This is a genomic window from Acidimicrobiales bacterium, assembly GCA_035546775.1.
Taxonomy (GTDB): Bacteria; Actinomycetota; Acidimicrobiia; order Acidimicrobiales; family JACCXE01; genus JACCXE01.
On the sequence record DASZWD010000035.1, the window covers coordinates 19056 to 38806 of the forward strand.

A 19751-nucleotide genomic window follows, 5' to 3' on the forward strand; every position below is an offset into this window, starting at 1 on the left:
TCGTCATTTTTGGGCCGAAGTTGAGATCTCGTTGATGACCTTTTTGAGGCCGGCGGGGAGCGGCTCGCTGTGGACCACCGCGAGGCGGGCCGTGGCGCGGGTCAGGGCGACGTAGAGCTCGTGGGTCTCGAAGCGGCTCGGTTCTACGACGATCACGCTGTCGAACTCGAGACCGCGTGCCTGGTCGACCCCCATCTCGACGACGCGCTCGTCGAGCGCTTCCGGACCGACGATCGGTGCCTCGGTGCGGGGGACGAGGATCACCACCGTGCCCGCCGCGCGCGCGGCCACCTCTGCGGCCGCGCGGCCGCGCGCCCGCGCCAGCGCGTCGGCGTAGCTGCCGGCCGCCACGGCGACGGGCGCCTCGCCGGTGCTGCGCACCGAACGCGGCGGATCGACGGGCGAGTCGGCGGCGCGCAGCACCTCGGTGGCGACGCGCATGATCTCTTCGGGCGTGCGGTAGTTGACGTCGAGGGTCAGCACGTGCGCCGGTCGCTCGTGGTTGATGGCGCGAGCGACGTCGGTCCAGGCGACGGTGCTGCTGGCGCCGCTCGTCTGGTTGAGGTCACCGACGATGGTGAACGAACCGGTGGGGCAGCGGCGCGACAGCATGCGCCACTGCATCGGCGTTAGCTCCTGGGCCTCGTCGACGAGGACGTGGCCCCACGTCGTGCGCGCGTGTTCCGTCGGTGCCTCACGGAACGTCTCGGTGACGTGGGCGATGGTCTCGTTCAGTTGCTGCACCTGCAAGGGCACGAGCACCTGCTCGCTGCGGTAGCGCGGGTTCCCTTCGCACGCGGTGCACATCCAGTCGAAGCCCTTGGGGCTCAGCTCCGAGCCGCACACCGGGCACGACGGCAGCAGCCCCATGTCGGCGAGCTGGCGTTCGAGGATGGCGTCGATGCGCGGCACCGCCTTCGTCTTCTTCGTGACAGGCGGAGGCTCGCCGATGAGCGCGGTGGCTTCGTCGAGCAGTGCGAGGTCGTGCACGCTGCGGCCGGCGCTACCGCGTGTGAGCCCGACGGCGGCGAGCGTCTCGTCGACGAGTTGTGCGGGCGTCACCCGCGGCCACAGTCGCGACGTCAGCGCCTTGACCGATCGGTCGTCGCTCAACCGCCGGCGGACGACGGCGGCGTCGAAGCGGTGACGGCTCAGTTGGCCGGCGCGCTCGGATCGCTGCGCTGCCTGTTCCGCCTGCGTGACGAGGTGGGTCAGCAAGCCGCGGAACACCGCCACGCGGCCCTGGGCGTAAGGCAGGTCGCGCGCGATCACGTCGTCGAGAATGCGTTGCGTGTCGGTAGGCAGCACTTCCAACCGCCAGCGATCGAAGCCGATCGCTTCACCCTCGACCAGCGGCCGGCACCGCGACCACAGCGTGGTGCGCAGGGTGTCGACCATCGACGCCGCGCCCTTGGCATGGGCCACGTCGGGAGGGTCGAGGGCGGTGGCCTCCTCGCCTTCGACGAGCTCGCCGGGTGTGGCGAGGCGCACGCCCGTCTCGCCGAGACCGGGCAGGACGTTTTCGACGTAGCGGGCGAAGATCTTGTTGGGGCCGACGACGAGCACGCCTTGCACCGACAGCTCGAGTTCGTGGGCGTAGAGCAGGTAGGCGGCGCGGTGAAGCGCCACCGCCGTCTTGCCGGTGCCGGGGCCGCCCTGCACGATCAGCACGCCGCGCAACGGGGCGCGGATCGCCTCGTCCTGCTGCGCCTGGATGGTGGCGACGATGTCGCCCATCTGCCCGCGGCGCGGCGCCGCGAGCGCCGCGAGCAGCGCCGCCTCACCCACGAGTGCGGTGTCGTCGTCGAGCGAGTGGCGGTCGAGGGCTTCGTCGTCGATGGCCACCACCGTGCGGCCGCGCATGCGGATATGGCGCCGGCGCGTGAGGCCGCGTGGATCACTCGGCGTTGCGCGGTAGAACGACTCGGCGATCGGGGCGCGCCAGTCAACGAGGAGCGGCTCGCCTTCGGCGTCGCTCACACCGAGACGGCCGATGTGGAACTCCTCGTCCGACGTCGTGTCGATGCGGCCAAAGCAAATCGACTGGTCGCCGATGACGTAGCGGCTGCGGCGCACACCGTGGGCCGCCAGCGCCGCCTCGCGATCCGCAATCGTCGAGGGCAGCGTGTCGCTCAGCTTGAGCGATTCCTCCGCTTGGTCGACGGCGCGGCGGCGCAGTTCGTCGATGCGGGCGTAAGCCCGGTCGATGTGGTCCTGCTCGGCACGCAGCTGTTCGGGAACGCCCAAGCCGTCTCCTCCGAAAGTGGGGGGGAGCGACGCTAGCGCATGTGCAGCTTGGCGCGGATCGCGCGGGCGACGACCGGCGCCGAATGCACGAACGACAAGTCGTTCGGGTGTGCCGGGAAGCTCGGCGGCACCAGCACCACGGCGTTGACCCACGCCAGCGCCGGCGGTTTACAGGCGTCGTGGCCGATGCTCGGCGTGTAGATGTCGACGTAGGTGGCGTTGTGCGCCTCGGCCGCCGACCGCTCGGCGCGGTTCATTTCCTTGAACTTGCGCACGAGGTACGCCATGTCACGCGGACGGAACGGCACGTAGGGCCAGCACGCCAGCCGGTTGTCGGGCAACGCATCGGGATAGCTGACGACGAACACCGCCGCGTGCGGCGCCTTCTTGTGGATGTCGTCGAGCGCGGTGCCGAGCTTGATCCGCATCTGCTCGATCGACTGCGAGATCTTGTCGACGCCGTTGCGCACGAACTGATCGACACAGTCCGGTTGCGTTCCGACGCCTTCGGGCTCGGCGCGAATGCAATCGAGGGCGTCGCCCACGAACCCGGCGTCGTTGCCCCCGATGCCGACGGTCACGGCGTCGACCTTGTCGTTCAACGCCCACAGCTGCGGGGCATTCGTGTTGCCGAGCGGAAGTCCGGTCTGGGGGCGGTAGAAGTCGTCGATGGTGGCGCTGCCGCAACTGACGTCACGGAAGATGTCGGGATGCAGCAGCAGGTTCACCAGATGCGGGTAGTTCCGCATCGACTGGCCGCAGTCCTGGGGCACCCAGCGCGTGTCATGGGGCATGACGAGCGGGCCGGACGTATACGAATCGCCCATTGCGACGTAAACGAACGGGTCTTGGGCGGCCGCCGCCTTCGCCGGCAGCAAGGCGCACAGCAGCGCCATCAGCACGACGTAGGGTGAACGGCGATGCCGGACTTGGATGCGATCAACGCGGAGCGGGAGCGGCTGCGCGGACTGCACCTGCGCCCTGCGGGCGACCGTCCGGCCTCGACGGCGCGCGGCGTACATCACATTGCTCTCCTGTCATCCAACGTCGAGCGGACCATTCGTTTCTACCAGGACGTCCTCGGGTTCCCACTGACCGACATTTTCGAGAACCGCGACTACGAGGGTTCCAACCACTTCTTTTTCGACATCGGGCATGGCAATCTCCTGGCGTTTTTCGACTTTCCCGACTTGCCGCTCGGTCCCTACGCCGAACTGCTCGGTGGGTTGCACCACCTCGCCATCTCCGTCGAGCCCGAGGAGTGGAAGCAGGCGCGTGAGCGGCTGATCGGGGCGGGCGTCGAGGTGGCCGAGCACAGCGGCACGTCGATCTACTTCAACGACCCCGACGGCGCGCGCCTCGAATTGATCGCCGATCCTCTCGGCGAGATGTACGGCAACGTCGTCGGCTGACGTCAGCTGTCGAGGCGCATCATCAGCCGCGGTCGCAACGATGCACCGCCATCGCGGTAAGGCGTGACCGCCGTCCCGATGGCGAAGAACTCGATGGCGTGGTGACCCCATACGTGGTTCTTCTCGATGATCTGCACGCCGACGACGCCGCGGGCTTCTACCTGCTTCGCTTCGTACTGCATCCGCTCCATCGCCAGCTCACGCGCGGTGTACAGCGCTTGGGTGAAGTTCGGTAGCTCCACGTTGCGGTACGTCTGACGCAGCGCTGTGAACGCCCGGCGGTGGGCGACGTGGTACACGCAGTTGCCCATCACCAGCGCGACGGGGCGTTGACCGGTTTGCAGCAGCGTCCAGAAGTCCTGGCCAGACAGGTCGGAGGTGAAGGGCTTGCCGGCCGGCGTCTTCCAGTTGCCGCCCTTGCGGTGGCGCACGGCGGTGCCGATGGCGATGAACTCGGCGAGGTTGTGACCCCACTCGTAGAACTTGATGTCGAGGCGCACACCGACGATGCCGTCGGCGCCGAGTTCCTGCGCTTCGGCCTCCATGCGCGCCATCGCCAGTTCACGTGCGTGGTACATGGCGCGGGTGAGGATGTCGAGTTCCTTGCTCGCCGTCCAGCGCACCACCTGGATGCCCACGTGGTAGATCGAGCTCCCGACGACGAGACCCAGGGGCTCGAAGTCTGTGTCCTCGACGAGGAGGAACTCGTTGACGCTGAGGTCGCTGGTGAACATGCGGCCGCGCCCGTCGGTGCCTTCGAGTTCGCGGAGCCGTTCGACGGCGCGCGCCGGCAGGTTGACGTCGTCACTAGTCGCCAAGGTCGGCCACTTCTTCCTTTCTCGACAGGTCGTAGCTCGGGTCGACGGGCACCGTGGGTGGCCCGAAGCGCACGACGCCCGTCCCGAACATGTGGACGAGCGCCTTGAGTCCCTCGCCGTTGAAGCATGGATCGCTCGAGATGTCGACGTCGACGGCGGTGGCGACGACGGCGGTCGCGCCGCGCAGGGTGTCGGTATGGCGCAGCCGGATCTCCGCGTCGCGGCGGGCCGAGTTCACCGCGGTCGTTGGTGCCGTCATCTCGACGTTGTTGAGCGCCGCGCCCCGCTGGTACCACGCGCTCGTTCCCCACTTATGAACGTGCAGAGCCGATACGCCGACGCCGATGCCGTTCGGGATCCAACCGCGCAGCAATAGCTTCATCGTGTCGGCCATCGACAGCATCGACAGGAATGGTCTCGGCAGCGGTGTCTCGCCGCGCACCTTCACCGCGGTGCCGACGAGTTGCACCTGGTAGACGCTTGATTGGTTGTCGATGAACCCCTGGCGGACCGTCACGCCGACGACGCCGTGGGCGCCGGCGTCGCTGGCCTCGCGCTCGAGGCGCTCGATGGCGTCGTGCCACGTTTGGGTCACGCCTTCGACGTAGCTCGTGTATTCGAGGCGCGTGCCGGCCTGCGACGGCGATAGGCGTCGGTAGCCACCAAGGCGGGCGGTGCAACCCAAGGGGCGCAGCACTTGGTAGGTCGCGGCGCCGACGACGACGCCGGCGCTCACAAGGCCTTCGTCGCGCACGGCGAGGAGGCTGCGGATACTCGGGCCGCTCACGACAGCGCTTCTTGCAGGGCGAGGCGCACGGTCACGCTGCGTTCGGCTTCCTGTTCCAAGGCGTCGGCGAGCGCCGCGAGCCACGCGTCGAGATCAATCTCGTCGGATCGTACGCAGACGTCGCGCACGATGTGGTCGGTCCACGTCTCGGGCCGTTGCCCCGTGAGTTCGAGGCGGAAGCGCAGAGCGCCGAGATCTACCGCGAGAGCGAGGCGGCGGCTGAGGCGGCCGCGTTGAAACGTCACGTGGTCGGGAAGCGCGGCTACGAGGCGGTCCCCGAGTGACTCGACCATCGTGCGCACGTCGCGGCCGCGCCGAAGCAGTTCGGCGGATACGGCAAAGCGTTCGTCACCCGGCACTGGGCTGATCGTACGCGGCTGATTACGCCGACAGGCGGTAGCGCTGGTCGCGGGTGCGGGCGCCGACGCGGCGCAGTGAGAGGCGCAGGGCGCGCTGGTTGATGGGCACGGGCACCACGGCACCGCCGGTGCTCACCACGCGCCGGAACACGGCGAAGGCGCGGCGGTCACCGGCAGTCCAACCGATGCCGAGGCGCGTCCGGAGCGCGCTCGGCATACAGCCGAAGGCGACGACACGCGCCGGCGACGGCACCGGCAGCGGCACGCCAAGTGGGTTGCGTTCGGCGATCGCGACGGCGTACGCCGCGGCCGGTGTCAGTTCGAGCACGTCGTGGCAGATCTCGGTAAAGCGGCGTTCGAAGGCGGCGAGGTCGGCGGGGACCGGCCGGGTCGACACGCCGTAGCGCTCGTACCACTCGACGGTCTCGGCGTAGAACGCGTCGCGTTCACGCTGCGTCAGCTGCCGCCCGTGGAACAGCTCGATCGAGCGGAACATCTCCCAGGTGAAGCTGGCGTGCGCCCACCAGAAGGTGTCCGGGTCAAGGGCGTGGTAGCGGGTGCCGGTCGGTTCGGTGCCCTTGATGTCGCGGTGCAGGTCGCGAATGCCGCGCGCGCGGCTGGTCCCCTCCGGCGTGAGGATCGTCGCCCAAATCTGTGGGATGGAGCGGTACACGCGGCCGAACGGGTCCTCGACGAACGCGGAGTGCTCCATCACGGCCTGGCCGAGCGGCGGATACATCAGCTGCATCAGCCCGGCGCTGGCGCCCGGCAACAGCGAACGAACGTCGGCGGCGCACCAGGCGAGCGAACCCCGGACGCTCTGCGGACGCATATCCGGATGATACGGACAACGACTGAAGCACGAGCGTCGCGCGGCCGACAGGCAATGTTGTGATCCGTCGCGTTCTCGTTGTGTTTCTTGCCCTCGGTGCGATTTTCGTGGCGCCGTCCGTGCCGAGAGCGCAGGCGGCCACGGCGCATCCCGACTTCGCCACCCAGACCTACGGCGACCCGTGGGACTACTCGAACCAAGCCGACTTCGACGTCCAGCAGCGGTGGTGGTCGCGCAAGCTGACGAACATGAACGTGGCGAACGGGATGCTGTCGTTCGACACGCAGACCTTCGGCGAGCTGCCGCTGGTGCGCGGCTTCGGCGCCATCGCCGTGCCGTGGGGGCGTGACGGTTCGCTGCACCCGATCGACTCGGCCAAGTACACGCGCCTGTCGTTCCGCATGAACGCCGACATCAGCGCGCCGACGCAGGGCCAGATCACCTGGTACACGTGCGGTACCACCGACCCGTCGTGCCTCGGCGGCATGCCTGTCACCATCAACCCCGGCTGGAACACCTACGACGTGTTCTTGCACAAGTACTACAAGACGATGCCGATGGCGTGGTCGGGCCCGATCACGTCGCTGACGCTGATCCCGATCGGGGCGAACATCGCAGCGGCGCACATCGACCTCGACTGGGTGAAGCTCTACGACCCGACGACGACGGTCGACGCGACGCCGGTGTCGCAGCTGGCGCCCACGCCGCTGCCCGACAGCGACTACGCCTCGATCGTGCGCCACGACTCGTGGGACATGAGCCAGCCGACCGACGTGAGCCCTCGCAACGCGGCAGTGTCGTTCGACGGCCAACTGTTGCACGGGACGAACGCCGCTCCGGACGTCAACGACCCCGAACTGACGCTGCCCGTACCGACCCCGTTCTCCAGCACGCGCTTTCACACGTTCAGCATTCGCATCTGGTTCGACGGTGGCTTCAGCCTCGCCGACACCGACGGCGGCGGTATGAACGCGCGCGTCAACTGGTGGGTCAACGGCCAGTCGGCGGCACAGATCAGCCAGGACATCCTCGTGTACCCGGGGTGGCAGACGATCACCTTCGACCTCAACCAGCCGAACATCCTCGACGAGACGCAGGTCGACGGCCGCGTCGGCTGGGCGAACCAGACGATCAACGCGGTGCGCTTCGACCCCGACGAAGACCGCGGCGCCCGCAACTGGATCGTGGACTGGATCCGCATCGGCTCGGATCGTCCGTGGGGCGCGCTCGACGCCGTGCAACGCAGCACCACAACGGCGTCGGTCGCGGGATGGTCCATCGACCCGAACACGGCGGCGTCGACGCAGATGCGGGTGTTCGTCGACCGGACCGTCTACGCCATTCCCGTCGCCAACGGTCGGCGCGACGACGTGGGCGCGCTGTACCCGGCGTACGGACCGAACCACGGCTTCGCCGGCACGGTGCCCATAATCCCGGGCCCGCATCGTGTCTGCGTGTGGGCGATCAACATCGGGCCGGGCGGCCACGGGCTGATCGGCTGCCAGAACATCTAGCGCCCGTTAGGTGACGACGAAGCCCTCGTAGTCAGCGGCGACGATCTCACGGCAGCGCTCCATGTAGGTGGTGAGCCCGCCGGCATACGGCATGTAGTAGCGGGTCTTGCCCGGCACGTTGGCGCCGAGGTACCACGACGCGCAGTTCGGATGCGTCTGGGCGGGGCCGGCGAAGGTGTTCACGTGCGCCGCCCATTCGCGCTGCGCGTTGGCGTCGGCCTCGATCAGGTGGGCGCCGGTGTGGCGCAGGTGCCGTAGGCAGTCGGTGATCCACTCGACGTGGTGTTCGATCGAGGTGACCATGTTGGTCAGCACCGACGGGCTCCCCGGTCCCGTAACGGTGAACAGGTTGGGGAACCCGGCGACCTGCAAGCCGAGATAGGCGGTCGGCGCTTCCTTCCAGACGTCGCGCAACGACACGCCGTCGCGGCCGCGCACGTCTATGCGCGACAGCGAACCGGTCATGGCGTCGAAGCCCGTCGCCAGCACGATCACGTCGAGTTCGAGGAACTGATCTTCGAGCTGGATGCCGGTCGGGGTGATCTCGACGATCGGATGCTTGCGCAGGTTGACGAGGCGTACGTTGTCCCGGTTGTAGGTGGCGAAGTAGCCCTCGTCGATGATCACGCGCTTGCAGCCGAAGGGGTATTGCGGCACGAGGTCGGCCGCGGTCTCCGGGTCCTCCACGATCTGCGCGATGGCGTGGGCGTAGAGCTGGCGCGACGCCTCGTTGGCGTCGAGGTTGAAGAAGGTGTCGGCCCACGTGAAGCAGCCGACGAGCCCGAGTTCGTCGACCTGCGCCACCTGCTCTTCCCACGGCGTGTCGAGGATCATCTTCGTCGGGACCGACCCGATGAACACCGCTCCCAGGCGCGCCGTGCCCGCCGGTGACGCCCACTGCTTGGCCCGGATGTCGGCGTACTGCTGCTTCAATTCCTGGAGCTCGTGCGGGCGCAACGGGCGGTTGGGCGACGGCAGCGTGTAGGCGGCCGAGCGCTGCAACACAAACAACTCCGCCGCGTCGCGGGCGATGACGGGAATCGACTGCACGCCCGACGAACCGGTGCCGATGACGGCCACGTGCTTGCCGCGGAAGTCGTAGCCCTCCTTGGGAAAGCGGTTGGTGTAGAGGCTGTCGCCGGTGAAGCTGTGCAAGCCGGGAATGTCGGGTTCGAGAGGCGCCGACAGGCAACCCGTCGCCGCCACGACGAAGGGGGCGGTGACGCGTTCGCCGGTGTCGGTTGCGACCGTCCAGTTGGCGCTCGTTTCGTCGAAGGTGGCCGAGGTCACCGTGGTGTTGAACTCGATGGCGTCGATCAGCTTCAGGCGGTCGGCGACGAAGTTGAGGTAGCGCTCGATCTCGGCCTGCGCCGGCATGAGTTCGGTCCAGTCCCACTCCTGCTCGAGGTCGGGGAACTTGGTGAACATGTACTCGACGCTCTGGATGTCGACCCGAGCGCCCGGATACCGGTTCCAGAACCAGGTGCCACCGATGCCGTCGCCCTGCTCGAACACCCGCACGCTGAAGCCGGCCTCGCGCAGCTTGTAGATGGCGTACAGCCCGGCGAAGCCGGCGCCGATCACGACAACGTCGACGTCTGGTTCCGCCATGGCCGTCATTCTGCCCTTACGAGGTCGACGGTGTCCGGAGGTGCGAAAATGGCCGCCGCCAATTGTGACCATCGGCTCTATCCCACGCCGGCGCGACGGCGGTCAATGGAGACGCGACACCACGCGGCAACCCCGTGCCGCGCCAGACGCCGCGTGAGGAGGACCGGGAGATGTCGGTTCGCAAGTTGGCAGCAGAAGCGCTCGGCACAGCGCTGCTCGTGATCTTCGCCGTCGGCGCGGCGACGCTGAGCTTCGGATTCAAGCTGACGGGCACCAGTACGTCGGCCGGCGTCGTGACGACCGCCCTCGCTTTCGGGCTCGTGCTCGCCGCGCTGGCCTACACGCTCGGGCCGGTGTCGGGCTGCCACGTGAACCCGGCCGTGACCGTGGGATTTCTCGTGGCGCGGCGCATCTCGTGGCGCGACGCCGTGGGCTACTGGATCGCACAGTTCGTCGGTGGCATCGCGGGCGCGCTCGTCCTGTGGGGCGTCCTCGAGAGTTCGCCGCAGTACACCAAGAGCGTGGGCCTCGGTGCCGATGGCTACAACGCGCAGTCGATGCTGCACGTCGGTGTGCTCGGCGCCTTTGCCGCCGAAGTGATCCTTACGTTCCTGTTCGTGTTCGTCGTGTTGCAGGTGACCAAGCACACCGACGTCGCGGCGGTGGCCGGGCTGGCGATTGGTTTGACGTTGACGATCGTGCACATCGTCGGCATCCCGCTCACGGGCACGTCGGTGAACCCGGCGCGCAGCCTCGGCCCGGCGCTCATCGTGCACGGCGAAGCGCTGAAGCAGTTGTGGCTGTTCATCGTCGCCCCGATGGTCGGCGGCGCCCTCGCCGCCCTGGCCTCGACGTTCTTCGTCGCCGACGCGTCGTCGGAGGTGGAGTTCGACGGCGAAATGGAGATCGACGTCCTCGTCAAAATGGACGGCCATACGATGCGTCACGCCACCGTGCGGTAGGTCTCGCATCGCCTCAGCCGCGCTCGGACCGCGACATCATTGAGTACAGATGTTCCTCTCCACGCGTGAGATGCGTCGGGCCCCGTGGCGCTTCGCGTTACTCACCGGTGCGGTGGGCCTGCTCGTCTTCTTGATCCTGTTCGTGCAGGCACTCACCGGCGCGCTGGTCGGGCAATTCACCGGAGCGCTCAAGCACCAGTCGGCGGACGTCCTGGTGTACTCGGCGCAGGCGCGCAAGAACCTCGAAGGCTCGGTCGTGCCGCCGGCGACCGTCGGCTCGATCGCGGCGGTGCCCGATGTCGCGGCGAGTGGTCGCTTCGGGGAAGGCACGTTCAGCGTTCGGGCGGCCGACAAGCTGCGCGACGCCGCGCTGATCGGCTACGAACTCGGCAAGCCCGGCGCGCCGACGAGTCTCACGCAGGGTCGGCTGCCGCGAGCACCGTTCGAGGCGGTTGCGAGTTCGCGCAACCGCGACGAGGGGTTCGACGTCGGCGATCAGGTCACGTTGGAGAAGGGCGGCCGCACGATCACCGTCGTTGGCCTGGCGGACGACGTGAACTACTCCGTCTTGCCGACGATGTACGTCACCTTCGACACGTACGCGACCGCCCGAGCCGACGCGAGCCCCGGCGCAAGGACCGTGTGGCCGTCCGCGGTCGCCGTCGAGGTGGCGCGCGGCGCATCCCCGAACGCCGTTCGTGACGCCATCAACGCCCGCGTGGCCGGCGTGGAGGCTCTGACCCGTGGCCAGGCCGTCAAGGAATCACCGGGAGTAGCCAGCGTCGGCGAGTCGTTGGGCGCCGTCGTATTCCTGTGCTTCTTCGTGGTGGCGATCGTCGCCGGCCTTTTCTTCCTCATCCTGACGGTGCAGAAGGCGAGCGCGCTGACGTTGCTGCGGGCGATCGGCATCGGTGCCGGCGTGCTGGCCCGTTCCCTTGTCGTCCAGGTTGTTGCCGTCGTGGCCGGCGGCGTCGCAATCGGCGCCGCCCTGACGAAGGGAGCGCTCGCGGCGAGCAGCGCGAGCCTCGGAGCAACCCTCACGGCGCGCCAGCTGGCGCAGACCGGCGCGATCGTGTTCGTGCTGGCGATCGTCGCTTCCCTGGGGGCGATACGGCGCGTGCTGCGTATCGAGCCGATCCGCGCCACGATCCCAGGGGACGTGACGTGATCCTCGCGTTGCGCGAGTTGCGTCGTTCGCCGCGTCGCTTCGTCACCGCGACCGTGGCGTTGACGTTCCTCGTCGTGCTGCTGCTCTTCCTCGGCGGTCTGCTCGATGGTCTCTACCGCGGATCGACCGGCACGCTGCGCGCTCAGCGCGCTGACGTCATCGTCTACTCCACCGACGCCAACGACTCGATCATCCGATCGCGCATCGACCCCGCGCTCCGCTCGCAGGTGAGCGGCGTCCCCGGCGTCACCCGCGTGAGCGGGCTCGGCCTGACGCTCGTCGGTACCACCGTCCCCGGCAGACGCGGCCTGGCCGACACCGCCGTGATCGGCTACGAGCGCGCGCCGAACGGCGTACCGGCTCCTCCGCCCGCCGGCGAAGCCTGGGCCGACCGCCGCCTCGCCGCGTCCGGCGTGCACATCGGCCAGACGCTCCGTGTCGGGCCCGAGGATTTGCCCATCCGGGTGAGGGGCTGGGTGAGCGACACGAATTATCTGCTCCAGGGCGCGCTGTGGGTCGACGCGCCAACGTGGCGCGCGGTGCAGGACTCGAGCCGGCCCGACGCCCGCGTCGAGCCCGGCACGTTCGCGGTCCTCGTCGTATCTGGTCGATCACCGGCGCCGCAGTTGGCTCACGCGATCGACAAGGCAACCGACGGCCAGACGAAGACGCTTACCAAGAGCCAGGCCGTGTTGTCGTCCCCGGGGACCCGCGAGCAGAAGTCGACGTTCGCCGCCATAATCGGGGTGACGTTCCTCGTCGTCGGTCTCGTTGTTGCCCTGTTCTTCGTCCTGCTCACGATCGAGCGCACGCCGCTGTACGGCGTGTTGAAGGCGCTTGGCGCGTCGACGCCGCGTCTGGCCGCGGGCGTGATTACGCAGGCACTGGTCGTCGGCCTCGTTGCGTTCGCGGTGGGTGAACTGCTTACGCTCGGCTTCGCCGCGCTCCTGCCCGCCCAGATCCCGCTGCTACTGCAACCCTGGCGCGCCCTCTTGACCCTCGTCGGCATCGTCGCGGCCGCGGTTCTCGGCGGCACCGTGTCGTTGCGTCGGGTCGCCCGCGTCGATCCCACCACCGCCATCGGCGCCACGAACTGAGAACAGGAACAATGAGCGCGCTCGAACTCGACAAGGTCCGCAAGGTGTACCGGTCAGGCGACGAAGAAATCGTCGCCCTCGACCACGCCAGCCTGACCGTCGGCGACGACGAACTGATCGCACTCGTTGGTCCGTCCGGTTCGGGCAAGACGACCCTCATCTCGATCGCCGGTGGCCTGCTCACACCCACCGCGGGTGCGGTCGTCGTCGGCGGCGAGGACATCACCGACTATTCGCCGAAGCGTCTGGCGACCTTCCGCAGCGAGCGTGTCGGATTCGTGTTCCAGACGGTGAACCTCGTCCCGTTCCTCACCGCACGCGAGAACCTCATGGTCGTCGCCGAGTTGACGGGCGCCCACGGAGCGCGCCGCAAACGCGCCCGCGCCCGGGCCGATCAGCTGTTGGAAGAACTCGGTCTGAGTCACCGCCGGCGTCACCTGCCGGCCGAACTCTCAGGCGGCGAGCGCCAACGCGTGGCGATCGGGCGCGCCTTGATGAACGAACCGAAACTCGTGCTCTTCGACGAACCGACCTCGGCGCTCGACACCAAGCTCGGCGAGCGCGTCATGGAGCTCATCCGGGACGAAGTCAAGGGCCGGGGGGTCGCGGCGGTCATCGTCACCCACGACGAGCGCATGACCCACTACTGCGACCGCGTCGTCGCCATCACCGACGGCCGCCTTGCCGCCTGAACCGGCGTGCCGTCGTTGCTGCTGAGTACGCCCCCTGGGATTCGAACCCAGAACCTGCGGATTAAGAGTCCGTTGCTCTGCCATTGAGCTAGAGGCGCGTAGGGATTGCAAAGGATAGTGGGCCGCGCGGCCGTGGGCGGATTTAGCCCGCCTGGGTGGTGGCGGCGTCGCCGCGACGGCGGCGGCGGTGCAGTGGGACCTCGAGTGGTGGCGGATCGGCGCTGCCTTCCTCGATGGGGCCGAACGAGCCGCCGCGCTCGCGCTGGGTCTCGATCATCGAGACGCGGCTGGTGAGGAACAGCGCCACCATCGACGCCAGCAGGGTGGAGGGGAGTAGCTGCATCCCGGCCATCTCGGCGACGACGAGCGTCGAGCCGAACGGGGTCTTGGTCACGCCCACGTTGGTGGCCGCCATCAACGCGGTCATGGCGACGACGGTGTCGACGCCCGAGATGTGTCCGGCGATCTTGCCCAGCGCCGCGCCCATGAAGAACAGCGGGATGATGAACCCGCCGCGCCAGCCCGTCGACACCATCGTCGAGGACGCCAGCAGCTTGGCGACGATGGCGAGCACGAGGGTGGCGACGGCGAGCTTGACCGACGCGATGTGCTGGATCTGGCCCTCGCCGAAGGTGAGGGCGTAGGGGCTGGCGAAGGCAAGCCCGCCGAGGACGAGGCCGCCCACGATCGGGCGCACGCCCGCCGGTATGAGGCGGAACGCCTTGCGCTCGAAGTGACTGACGTAGGTGAACACGGTGGCGATCAGCGCGCCGCCCACGCCCGCTCCGAGCCCGACGAGCAGGTCGACGGCGCGCAGGTCGTGGGGCGACGCGAAGGTCCACACGTGTTGTAGCCCGACGCGGTTGACGCCGATGTACACCGCGTACCCGGCCAGCGCACCGATGCCGGCGGGCAGCAGCGCCTCGTAGTACTCGAGGCCGCGGCGGTGGAGGATCTCGAGGGCGAAGATCGCCGAGCCGAGCGGCGCACCGAAGAGCAGCGCGAAGCCCGCGGCCATGCCGGTGATAGTGAGCACCCGCACGTCGACGGTGTCGAGGTTCCAGCGCAGCGCCATCCAGCTGGCGACCGAACCCGTCGACTGCACCAGCGGCGCCTCGGGGCCGATGGCGCTGCCGGCGCCGATCCCGAGCAGCGAGACGGGGATGAGCGAGCGTAACTCGCGAATCTCGGCGCGGCCGCCGCTCACGTGGATGTTGTCCACGAGCAGTTCGACGTCGCCGGGATTACCGAGGACCTTCGTGATGACGCCGATGGCGAGGCCGACCACTGCGAGGATCGCCAGGTGGGTTCCGGTGCTCCAGTGATCGGGGCCCAGTACCTTGGTGACGAGCTTGAGCACGGCGATGAACGCCGCGCCCATGAGCCCCGAAACGACGCCGACGATCACCACGAGGTGCCACAGCCGATTACGGGCTCCGAGTTCGCCCACCGGAGCAGTCATATCGTGTAAGGATATATTGATGACGACGCGGCCGACCGCATCGGTCACCGACCAGGACTACCGCAACCTGTTGGCACTCCGCACGGCGTTGCGCCAGTTCCTGCACTGGTCCGAACAACGCGCCCAGGCCGCAGGGCTCACGCCGGCGCAGCACCAGTTGCTACTGGCGGTGCGCGGTCACGACGGCGCCGCCGCGCCCACGATCGGTGACATCGCCGCCCATCTGCTGCTGCGCCACCACAGTGCCGTCGGGCTGGTCGATCGCGCCGAGGAAGCCGGCCTCGTGGTGCGGCGCCGCGACGACGACGATCGCCGCATCGTGCGAGTCGCGCTCACCGCGAAAGGCGACCGTGTGCTCGAGTCGTTGTCGGCCGATCACCTCGACGAGATTCGCCGTTTGGGACTCATGCGGGTGGTGTCGCCGACGTAAGCGGCGAGGTGCTGGCCGGTCAGTGTCGACGGCGACGCCACGAGGTCGACGGGCGTGCCTTCGAACACGACGCGGCCGCCGTCGTGGCCCGCGCCCGGCCCGATGTCGATCAGCCAGTCGGCGTGCGCCATCACGGCCAGGTTGTGTTCGATCACGATGACGGACTTGCCGCCCTCGACGAGGCGGTCGAGCAGGCCGAGCAGTTGCGCCACATCGGCGATGTGCAGACCGGTCGTCGGTTCGTCGAGCACGAACACGTCGCCCTTCTCACCTAAGTGGGTGGCGAGCTTGAGGCGTTGGCGTTCGCCGCCCGACAGCGTCGTCAGCGGCTGGCCGATGGCGAGGTAGCCGAGGCCGACGTCGACGAGGCGCTGCAGCACGACGTGCGCGGCGGGCGTGGCCGCTTCGCCGTCGGAGAAGAACACTTCGGCCTCGACGACGGGCAGGGCGAGCACTTCGCTGATGTCGCGTCCCGCGAGCTTGTACTCGAGCACCGAGGCCTCGAACCGCTTGCCTTCGCAGTCCTCACACGTCGTCGAGACGCCCGCCATCATCCCGAGGTCGGTGTAGACGACGCCCGCCCCGTTGCACGTCGGGCACGCGCCCTCGGAGTTGGCGCTGAAGAGCGCCGGCTTGACGTTGTTGGCCTTGGCGAACGCCTTGCGGATCGGCTCGAGCAGCCCGGTATACGTGGCTGGGTTGCTGCGGCGCGAGCCGCGGATGGCGCCCTGGTCGATCGCCACGACGTCGGCGTCGGCGGGGATCGACTCGACGAGGGAACTCTTGCCGGAACCGGCGACGCCCGTGATCACCGTCAGCACGCCCAGCGGAATGTCGACGTCGACCTTCTGGAGGTTGTGCGCGGTGGCGTTGCGGATCTCGATCGCGCCGGTGGGTGTACGGACGGTGTCCTTGATCGGCGTGCGGTCGCCGAGGTGACGCCCGGTGCTGGTGTTCGCCTTGCGCAGCCCGGCGACGGTGCCCGCGAACACCACGTCACCACCGTCCGAACCGGCGCCGGGACCGAGGTCGACGACGTGGTCGGCTACGGCGATCACTTCGGGTTCGTGCTCGACGACGAGGACGGTGTTGCCCTTGTCGCGCAGCTGGAGCAGCAGATCGTTCATGCGCTGCACGTCGTGGGGATGCAGGCCGGCGGTCGGCTCGTCGAACACGTAGGTGACGTCGGTGAGCGCCGAGCCGAGGTGACGGATCATCTTCACTCGCTGCGCCTCGCCGCCCGACAGCGTGCCCGACGCGCGCTCGAGTGAGAGATAGCCGAGGCCGATCTCGACGAAGGAGTCGAGCAGGTACTGCAGCGATTCGCGCAGCGGCGCCACGCTCGGCTCGTTCAGCGCTCGCACCCATTCGGCGAGGTCGGTGATCTGCAAGGCGCACAGATCCGCGATGTTCATTCCCCTGATCTTGGACTCGAGGGCGTGGGGCGCGAGCCGGGTGCCGCCGCAGTCGGGGCACGTCGTGAACGTGATCACTCGCGCCACGAAGGCGCGGACGTGCGGCTGCATCGCGTCGACGTCCTTGGACAGCATCGACTTCTGGATGTGGGGGATCAGGCCGGAGTAGGTGAGGTTGATCCCGTCGACCTTGATGCGCGTCGGCTCCTTGTAGAGCAGGTCGTTGAGCTCTTTCTTGGTGAACCGCTTGATCGGCTTGTCGGGGTCGAAGTAGCCGCAACCGCGCAGGATGCGGCCCTGCCAGCCGTCCATGCTGAAGCCGGGGATGCGCAGCGCCCCCTCGTTGATCGACTTCGTGTCGTCGTACAGCTCCGTGAGGTCGAAGTCGCTGACGCGGCCCATGCCTTCACAGCGCGGGCACATGCCGCCGAGGCGGTTGAAGTTGACCCGCTCCCGCTTCTTCTCGCCGCGCTCGACCGTCATCGTGCCCTTGGCGGTGATCGTCGGCATGTTGAACGAGAAGGCGTGGGGCGACGGGTAGTTCGGCTGCCCGAGGCGGGTGAAGAGGATGCGCAGCATCGGGTTGGCGTCGGTGACGGTGCCCACCGTCGAGCGCGGGTTGGCGCCGATGCGTTCCTGGTCGACGATGATCGCGGCGGTCAACCCTTCGAGGATGTCGACGTCGGGCCGCGCCAGGGTGGGCATGAAGCCCTGCACGAAGGCGCTGTAGGTCTCGTTGATCAGGCGCTGTGACTCCGCGGCGATGGTGTCGAAGACCAGCGAGCTCTTGCCCGAGCCCGACACGCCGGTGAACACCGTCAGCTTGCGCTTCGGGATCTCGACGTCGACGTTCTTGAGGTTGTTCTCGCGCGCGCCGTGGACGCGGATGACGTCAGCCATCGCCTGACGGTATCGGCCGCCGGTAGGGTGCGCGTTCGTGGCTACGTGGGCAGAAATCGCAGCGGCCGAACCCGAGTTCGCGGCGCGGGTGCAGCGGTTGTTCGACGCCGGCCGCCACAAGACCATCGCCACCCTGCGCGCCGACGGCTCGCCGCGGATCTCGGGGATCGAGTGCCAGTTCGTCGACGGCCAGCTCCAGTTCGGATCGATGCCGAACGCCCGCAAGGGCGCCGACCTGGCTCGCGACGGCCGGTTTGCCTTGCACGGCCCGGCGTTCCACCCCGTCGAAGGCAAGGAAGCCGAGTGGCCCGGCGAAGCGAAGATCGCCGGCCGGGCGACGCCGGTCGACGACACGATGTTCACCTGCGACATCGACGAGGTCGCCGTTACCTGCCTGAATCCCGAGGGAACGCTGCTCGTCGTCGAGTGGTGGACCCCGGAGCGCGGGCTGCAGCGGATCGAACGCGAGTAGAGCGCCCCCGGCAGGACTCGAACCTGCGACCGGACGGGTAGAAGCCGTCTGCTCTAATCCGCTGAGCTACGGGGGCGGGGTCAGCGTAAAGAAAAAGCGTTGTGCGGTGGCGACAACTCGTCGAACCTCGCGGCCGTGAGCGGACGCGAACAACGGCACGAGGGCGAGATCCCGATGGACGAGACGCGCGTGCGTTCGCTGCTGGAGGCGCAGTTCCCGCAGTGGGCCGAGTTGCCGCTGCACGAGCACAGCGAGCAGGGCACCGACCACACGCTGTTCCGCCTCGGCGACGACATGGTCGTACGCATGCCGATCCGTCCCTTCAACGGTGCGCCGCTCGAGGCGCAGCAGTGCGGCCGCGAGGCGACGTGGCTGCCGTTCCTGGCACCCCAGGTTCCCCTGGCGTTGCCCGAACCCATCGCCCTCGGGTCGCCGACCGACGACTACCCGTGGCACTGGTCGATCGTGTCGTGGATTCCGGGTGTCAGGGCGCAGCGCGACAACGTCGACCTCGAGCGGGCGGCGGTCGATCTCGCCGGCTTCATCCGTGCCCTGCACGCGGTCGACGCCGACGACGGGCCGCCTCCCGGCAGGGCGACGTTCGGGCGTGGGTTGCCGTTGCGCCTCGGCGCCGAGCGCATCCGCGACGCCATCGACCGGGCGGCGCAGCGCTACGACGTCGCGCCGATGCGCGCCGCGTTCGAAGCGGCGCTCGAAGTCGGCGACTGGGAGCGGCCGCCGGTGTGGTTCCACGGCGACCTCGACGGCAACCTCATCGCCCGCGACGGCGTCCTCGTGGGCGTCATCGACTCCGCCTACGGGGTCGGTGATCCGGCGTGCGACCTGATGGCGGGCTGGACCCTGTTCCGCGGTCGGTCACGCGCGGCGTTCTTCGAGGCCGTCGACCTCGACGAGGCCACCGTGATTCGGGCACGCGGCTGGGTACTGGCGCCGGCGTGTTACGGCCTGACGTACTACGCGACGGTGCCCTCGATGCTGGCGAAAATGGAAGCGGCGATCGCGAGCGCTCTCGCGGACTGAACACGCAGCGTTTCCGGTGCGGCCACCGTCCAGTAAAGAGACGGTCGCATTCGCGCGTCAGACTGGGAGCGATGCGGATCCTGCTGACGAACGACGACGGGATCGACGCCCCGGGCCTGCATGCACTCGCCCGGGTGCTCCACACGTGCGGCCACGAAATCAAGATCGTCGCCCCGGCGATGGATCACTCCGGTTTCGGTGCCGCCCTCGGCCCGCTCCACGTGACGGGCCAGGTGTTGTTCGAGGACCGCAAGATCGAGAGCCTGCTGGGCGTCGAGGCCTACGCCGTCGACGGGTCACCGGCGCTGTGCGCGTTCTCCGCCGCCCTCGGCGGGTTCGGTGACAAGCCCGACCTCGTGGTGTCGGGTATCAACGCCGGGCAGAACCAGGGCCGGGCGATTTTGTTCTCCGGCACTGTGGGCGCGGCGCTCACTGCCTGCCAGTTCGGCATTCCGGCGATGGCGGTGTCGTTGGCGCACCGACCCGACGACGAGTGGTTGTGGGATACCGCTGCGGTGTGTGCCGCCTCGCT

19 protein-coding genes and 2 tRNA genes are annotated in these 19751 nt (G+C 68.5%); 10 read left to right on the top strand and 11 right to left on the bottom strand.

Annotated features, from left to right (window positions below):
• Positions 1 to 3: 3 nt before the first annotated feature.
• Entirely contained in the window at positions 4 to 2247 is a 2244-nt protein-coding gene (locus VHC63_08790) for a UvrD-helicase domain-containing protein (GenBank protein HVV36683.1), read from the bottom strand.
• A 32-nt stretch (positions 2248 to 2279) separates the two neighbouring features.
• Positions 2280 to 3143 carry an SGNH/GDSL hydrolase family protein gene (locus VHC63_08795; GenBank protein HVV36684.1) on the bottom strand — a complete coding sequence of 288 codons (864 nt, stop codon included), beginning with the start codon at positions 3141 to 3143 and terminating at the stop codon, positions 2280 to 2282.
• 24 nt (positions 3144 to 3167) lie between these two features.
• On the opposite strand from VHC63_08795, the gene VHC63_08800 reads away from it, so the two are divergent.
• Positions 3168 to 3659 carry a VOC family protein gene (locus VHC63_08800; GenBank protein ID HVV36685.1) on the top strand — a complete coding sequence of 164 codons (492 nt, stop codon included), beginning with the start codon at positions 3168 to 3170 and terminating at the stop codon, positions 3657 to 3659.
• A gap of 2 nt (positions 3660 to 3661) precedes the next feature.
• On the opposite strand, the gene VHC63_08805 is transcribed toward VHC63_08800, so the two are convergent.
• Genes VHC63_08805 through VHC63_08820 form a run of 4 tightly spaced genes read right to left on the bottom strand, consistent with a single transcriptional unit; the run spans position 3662 to position 6455 of the window.
• Positions 3662 to 4477 carry a heavy metal-binding domain-containing protein gene (locus VHC63_08805; protein ID HVV36686.1) on the bottom strand — a complete coding sequence of 272 codons (816 nt, stop codon included), beginning with the start codon at positions 4475 to 4477 and terminating at the stop codon, positions 3662 to 3664.
• A complete protein-coding gene (locus VHC63_08810; GenBank protein HVV36687.1) occupies positions 4467 to 5264 on the bottom strand; it encodes a heavy metal-binding domain-containing protein in 798 nt (265 codons plus the stop codon). Before VHC63_08810 ends, VHC63_08805 begins: the two co-directional genes overlap by 11 nt.
• The gene (locus VHC63_08815; protein ID HVV36688.1) at positions 5261 to 5623 is read right to left on the bottom strand and encodes a hypothetical protein; all 363 of its coding nucleotides are present in this window, start codon (positions 5621 to 5623) and stop codon (positions 5261 to 5263) included. Before VHC63_08815 ends, VHC63_08810 begins: the two co-directional genes overlap by 4 nt.
• 22 nt (positions 5624 to 5645) lie before the next feature.
• Positions 5646 to 6455, bottom strand: coding sequence for an oxygenase MpaB family protein (locus VHC63_08820; GenBank protein ID HVV36689.1), 810 nt, complete (start codon positions 6453 to 6455; stop codon positions 5646 to 5648).
• Between the two features lie 119 nt (positions 6456 to 6574).
• Between VHC63_08820 and VHC63_08825 the strand changes: the two genes are divergently transcribed.
• Positions 6575 to 7969 carry a hypothetical protein gene (locus VHC63_08825; GenBank protein HVV36690.1) on the top strand — a complete coding sequence of 465 codons (1395 nt, stop codon included), beginning with the start codon at positions 6575 to 6577 and terminating at the stop codon, positions 7967 to 7969.
• A 6-nt stretch (positions 7970 to 7975) separates the two neighbouring features.
• Here the strand turns inward: VHC63_08825 and VHC63_08830 are convergent, their stop codons facing one another.
• On the bottom strand, positions 7976 to 9580 hold the full coding sequence (locus VHC63_08830; protein HVV36691.1) for an NAD(P)/FAD-dependent oxidoreductase: 1605 nt from the start codon (positions 9578 to 9580) through the stop codon (positions 7976 to 7978).
• Between the two features lie 170 nt (positions 9581 to 9750).
• Here VHC63_08830 and VHC63_08835 point away from each other — a divergent pair, with 170 nt between their 5' ends.
• Genes VHC63_08835 through VHC63_08850 form a run of 4 tightly spaced genes read left to right on the top strand, consistent with a single transcriptional unit; the run spans position 9751 to position 13499 of the window.
• Positions 9751 to 10542, top strand: a complete 792-nt coding sequence (locus tag VHC63_08835) for an MIP family channel protein (GenBank protein ID HVV36692.1) — start codon at positions 9751 to 9753, stop codon at positions 10540 to 10542.
• A gap of 49 nt (positions 10543 to 10591) precedes the next feature.
• The gene (locus VHC63_08840; protein ID HVV36693.1) at positions 10592 to 11710 is read left to right on the top strand and encodes a hypothetical protein; all 1119 of its coding nucleotides are present in this window, start codon (positions 10592 to 10594) and stop codon (positions 11708 to 11710) included.
• Positions 11707 to 12807, top strand: a complete 1101-nt coding sequence (locus VHC63_08845) for an ABC transporter permease (GenBank protein ID HVV36694.1) — start codon at positions 11707 to 11709, stop codon at positions 12805 to 12807. Before VHC63_08840 ends, VHC63_08845 begins: the two co-directional genes overlap by 4 nt.
• Before the next feature lie 11 nt (positions 12808 to 12818).
• The gene (locus VHC63_08850; GenBank protein HVV36695.1) at positions 12819 to 13499 is read left to right on the top strand and encodes an ABC transporter ATP-binding protein; all 681 of its coding nucleotides are present in this window, start codon (positions 12819 to 12821) and stop codon (positions 13497 to 13499) included.
• 26 nt (positions 13500 to 13525) lie between these two features.
• On the opposite strand, the gene VHC63_08855 is transcribed toward VHC63_08850, so the two are convergent.
• Positions 13526 to 13597: transfer RNA gene (locus VHC63_08855), tRNA-Lys, on the bottom strand.
• A gap of 44 nt (positions 13598 to 13641) precedes the next feature.
• On the bottom strand, positions 13642 to 14961 hold the full coding sequence (locus VHC63_08860) for a chloride channel protein (GenBank protein HVV36696.1): 1320 nt from the start codon (positions 14959 to 14961) through the stop codon (positions 13642 to 13644).
• A gap of 19 nt (positions 14962 to 14980) precedes the next feature.
• Here VHC63_08860 and VHC63_08865 point away from each other — a divergent pair, with 19 nt between their 5' ends.
• Positions 14981 to 15391 carry a helix-turn-helix domain-containing protein gene (locus tag VHC63_08865; GenBank protein HVV36697.1) on the top strand — a complete coding sequence of 137 codons (411 nt, stop codon included), beginning with the start codon at positions 14981 to 14983 and terminating at the stop codon, positions 15389 to 15391.
• On the opposite strand, the gene VHC63_08870 is transcribed toward VHC63_08865, so the two are convergent.
• A complete protein-coding gene (locus tag VHC63_08870) occupies positions 15337 to 17706 on the bottom strand; it encodes an excinuclease ABC subunit UvrA (protein ID HVV36698.1) in 2370 nt (789 codons plus the stop codon). The two genes, VHC63_08865 and VHC63_08870, sit on opposite strands and share 55 nt — an antisense overlap.
• Before the next feature lie 37 nt (positions 17707 to 17743).
• Between VHC63_08870 and VHC63_08875 the strand changes: the two genes are divergently transcribed.
• The gene (locus tag VHC63_08875) at positions 17744 to 18178 is read left to right on the top strand and encodes a pyridoxamine 5'-phosphate oxidase family protein (protein ID HVV36699.1); all 435 of its coding nucleotides are present in this window, start codon (positions 17744 to 17746) and stop codon (positions 18176 to 18178) included.
• A 2-nt stretch (positions 18179 to 18180) separates the two neighbouring features.
• Here the strand turns inward: VHC63_08875 and VHC63_08880 are convergent.
• Positions 18181 to 18254 (bottom strand) — tRNA-Arg (locus tag VHC63_08880).
• A gap of 59 nt (positions 18255 to 18313) precedes the next feature.
• On the opposite strand from VHC63_08880, the gene VHC63_08885 reads away from it, so the two are divergent.
• Positions 18314 to 19219: an aminoglycoside phosphotransferase family protein gene (locus VHC63_08885; protein HVV36700.1), complete on the top strand. Its 906-nt coding sequence runs from the start codon at positions 18314 to 18316 to the stop codon at positions 19217 to 19219.
• Positions 19220 to 19290: 71 nt separating this feature from the next.
• Positions 19291 to 19751 (top strand): 5'/3'-nucleotidase SurE (locus tag VHC63_08890; protein ID HVV36701.1); only part of this gene is annotated, 461 nt, incomplete at its 3' end.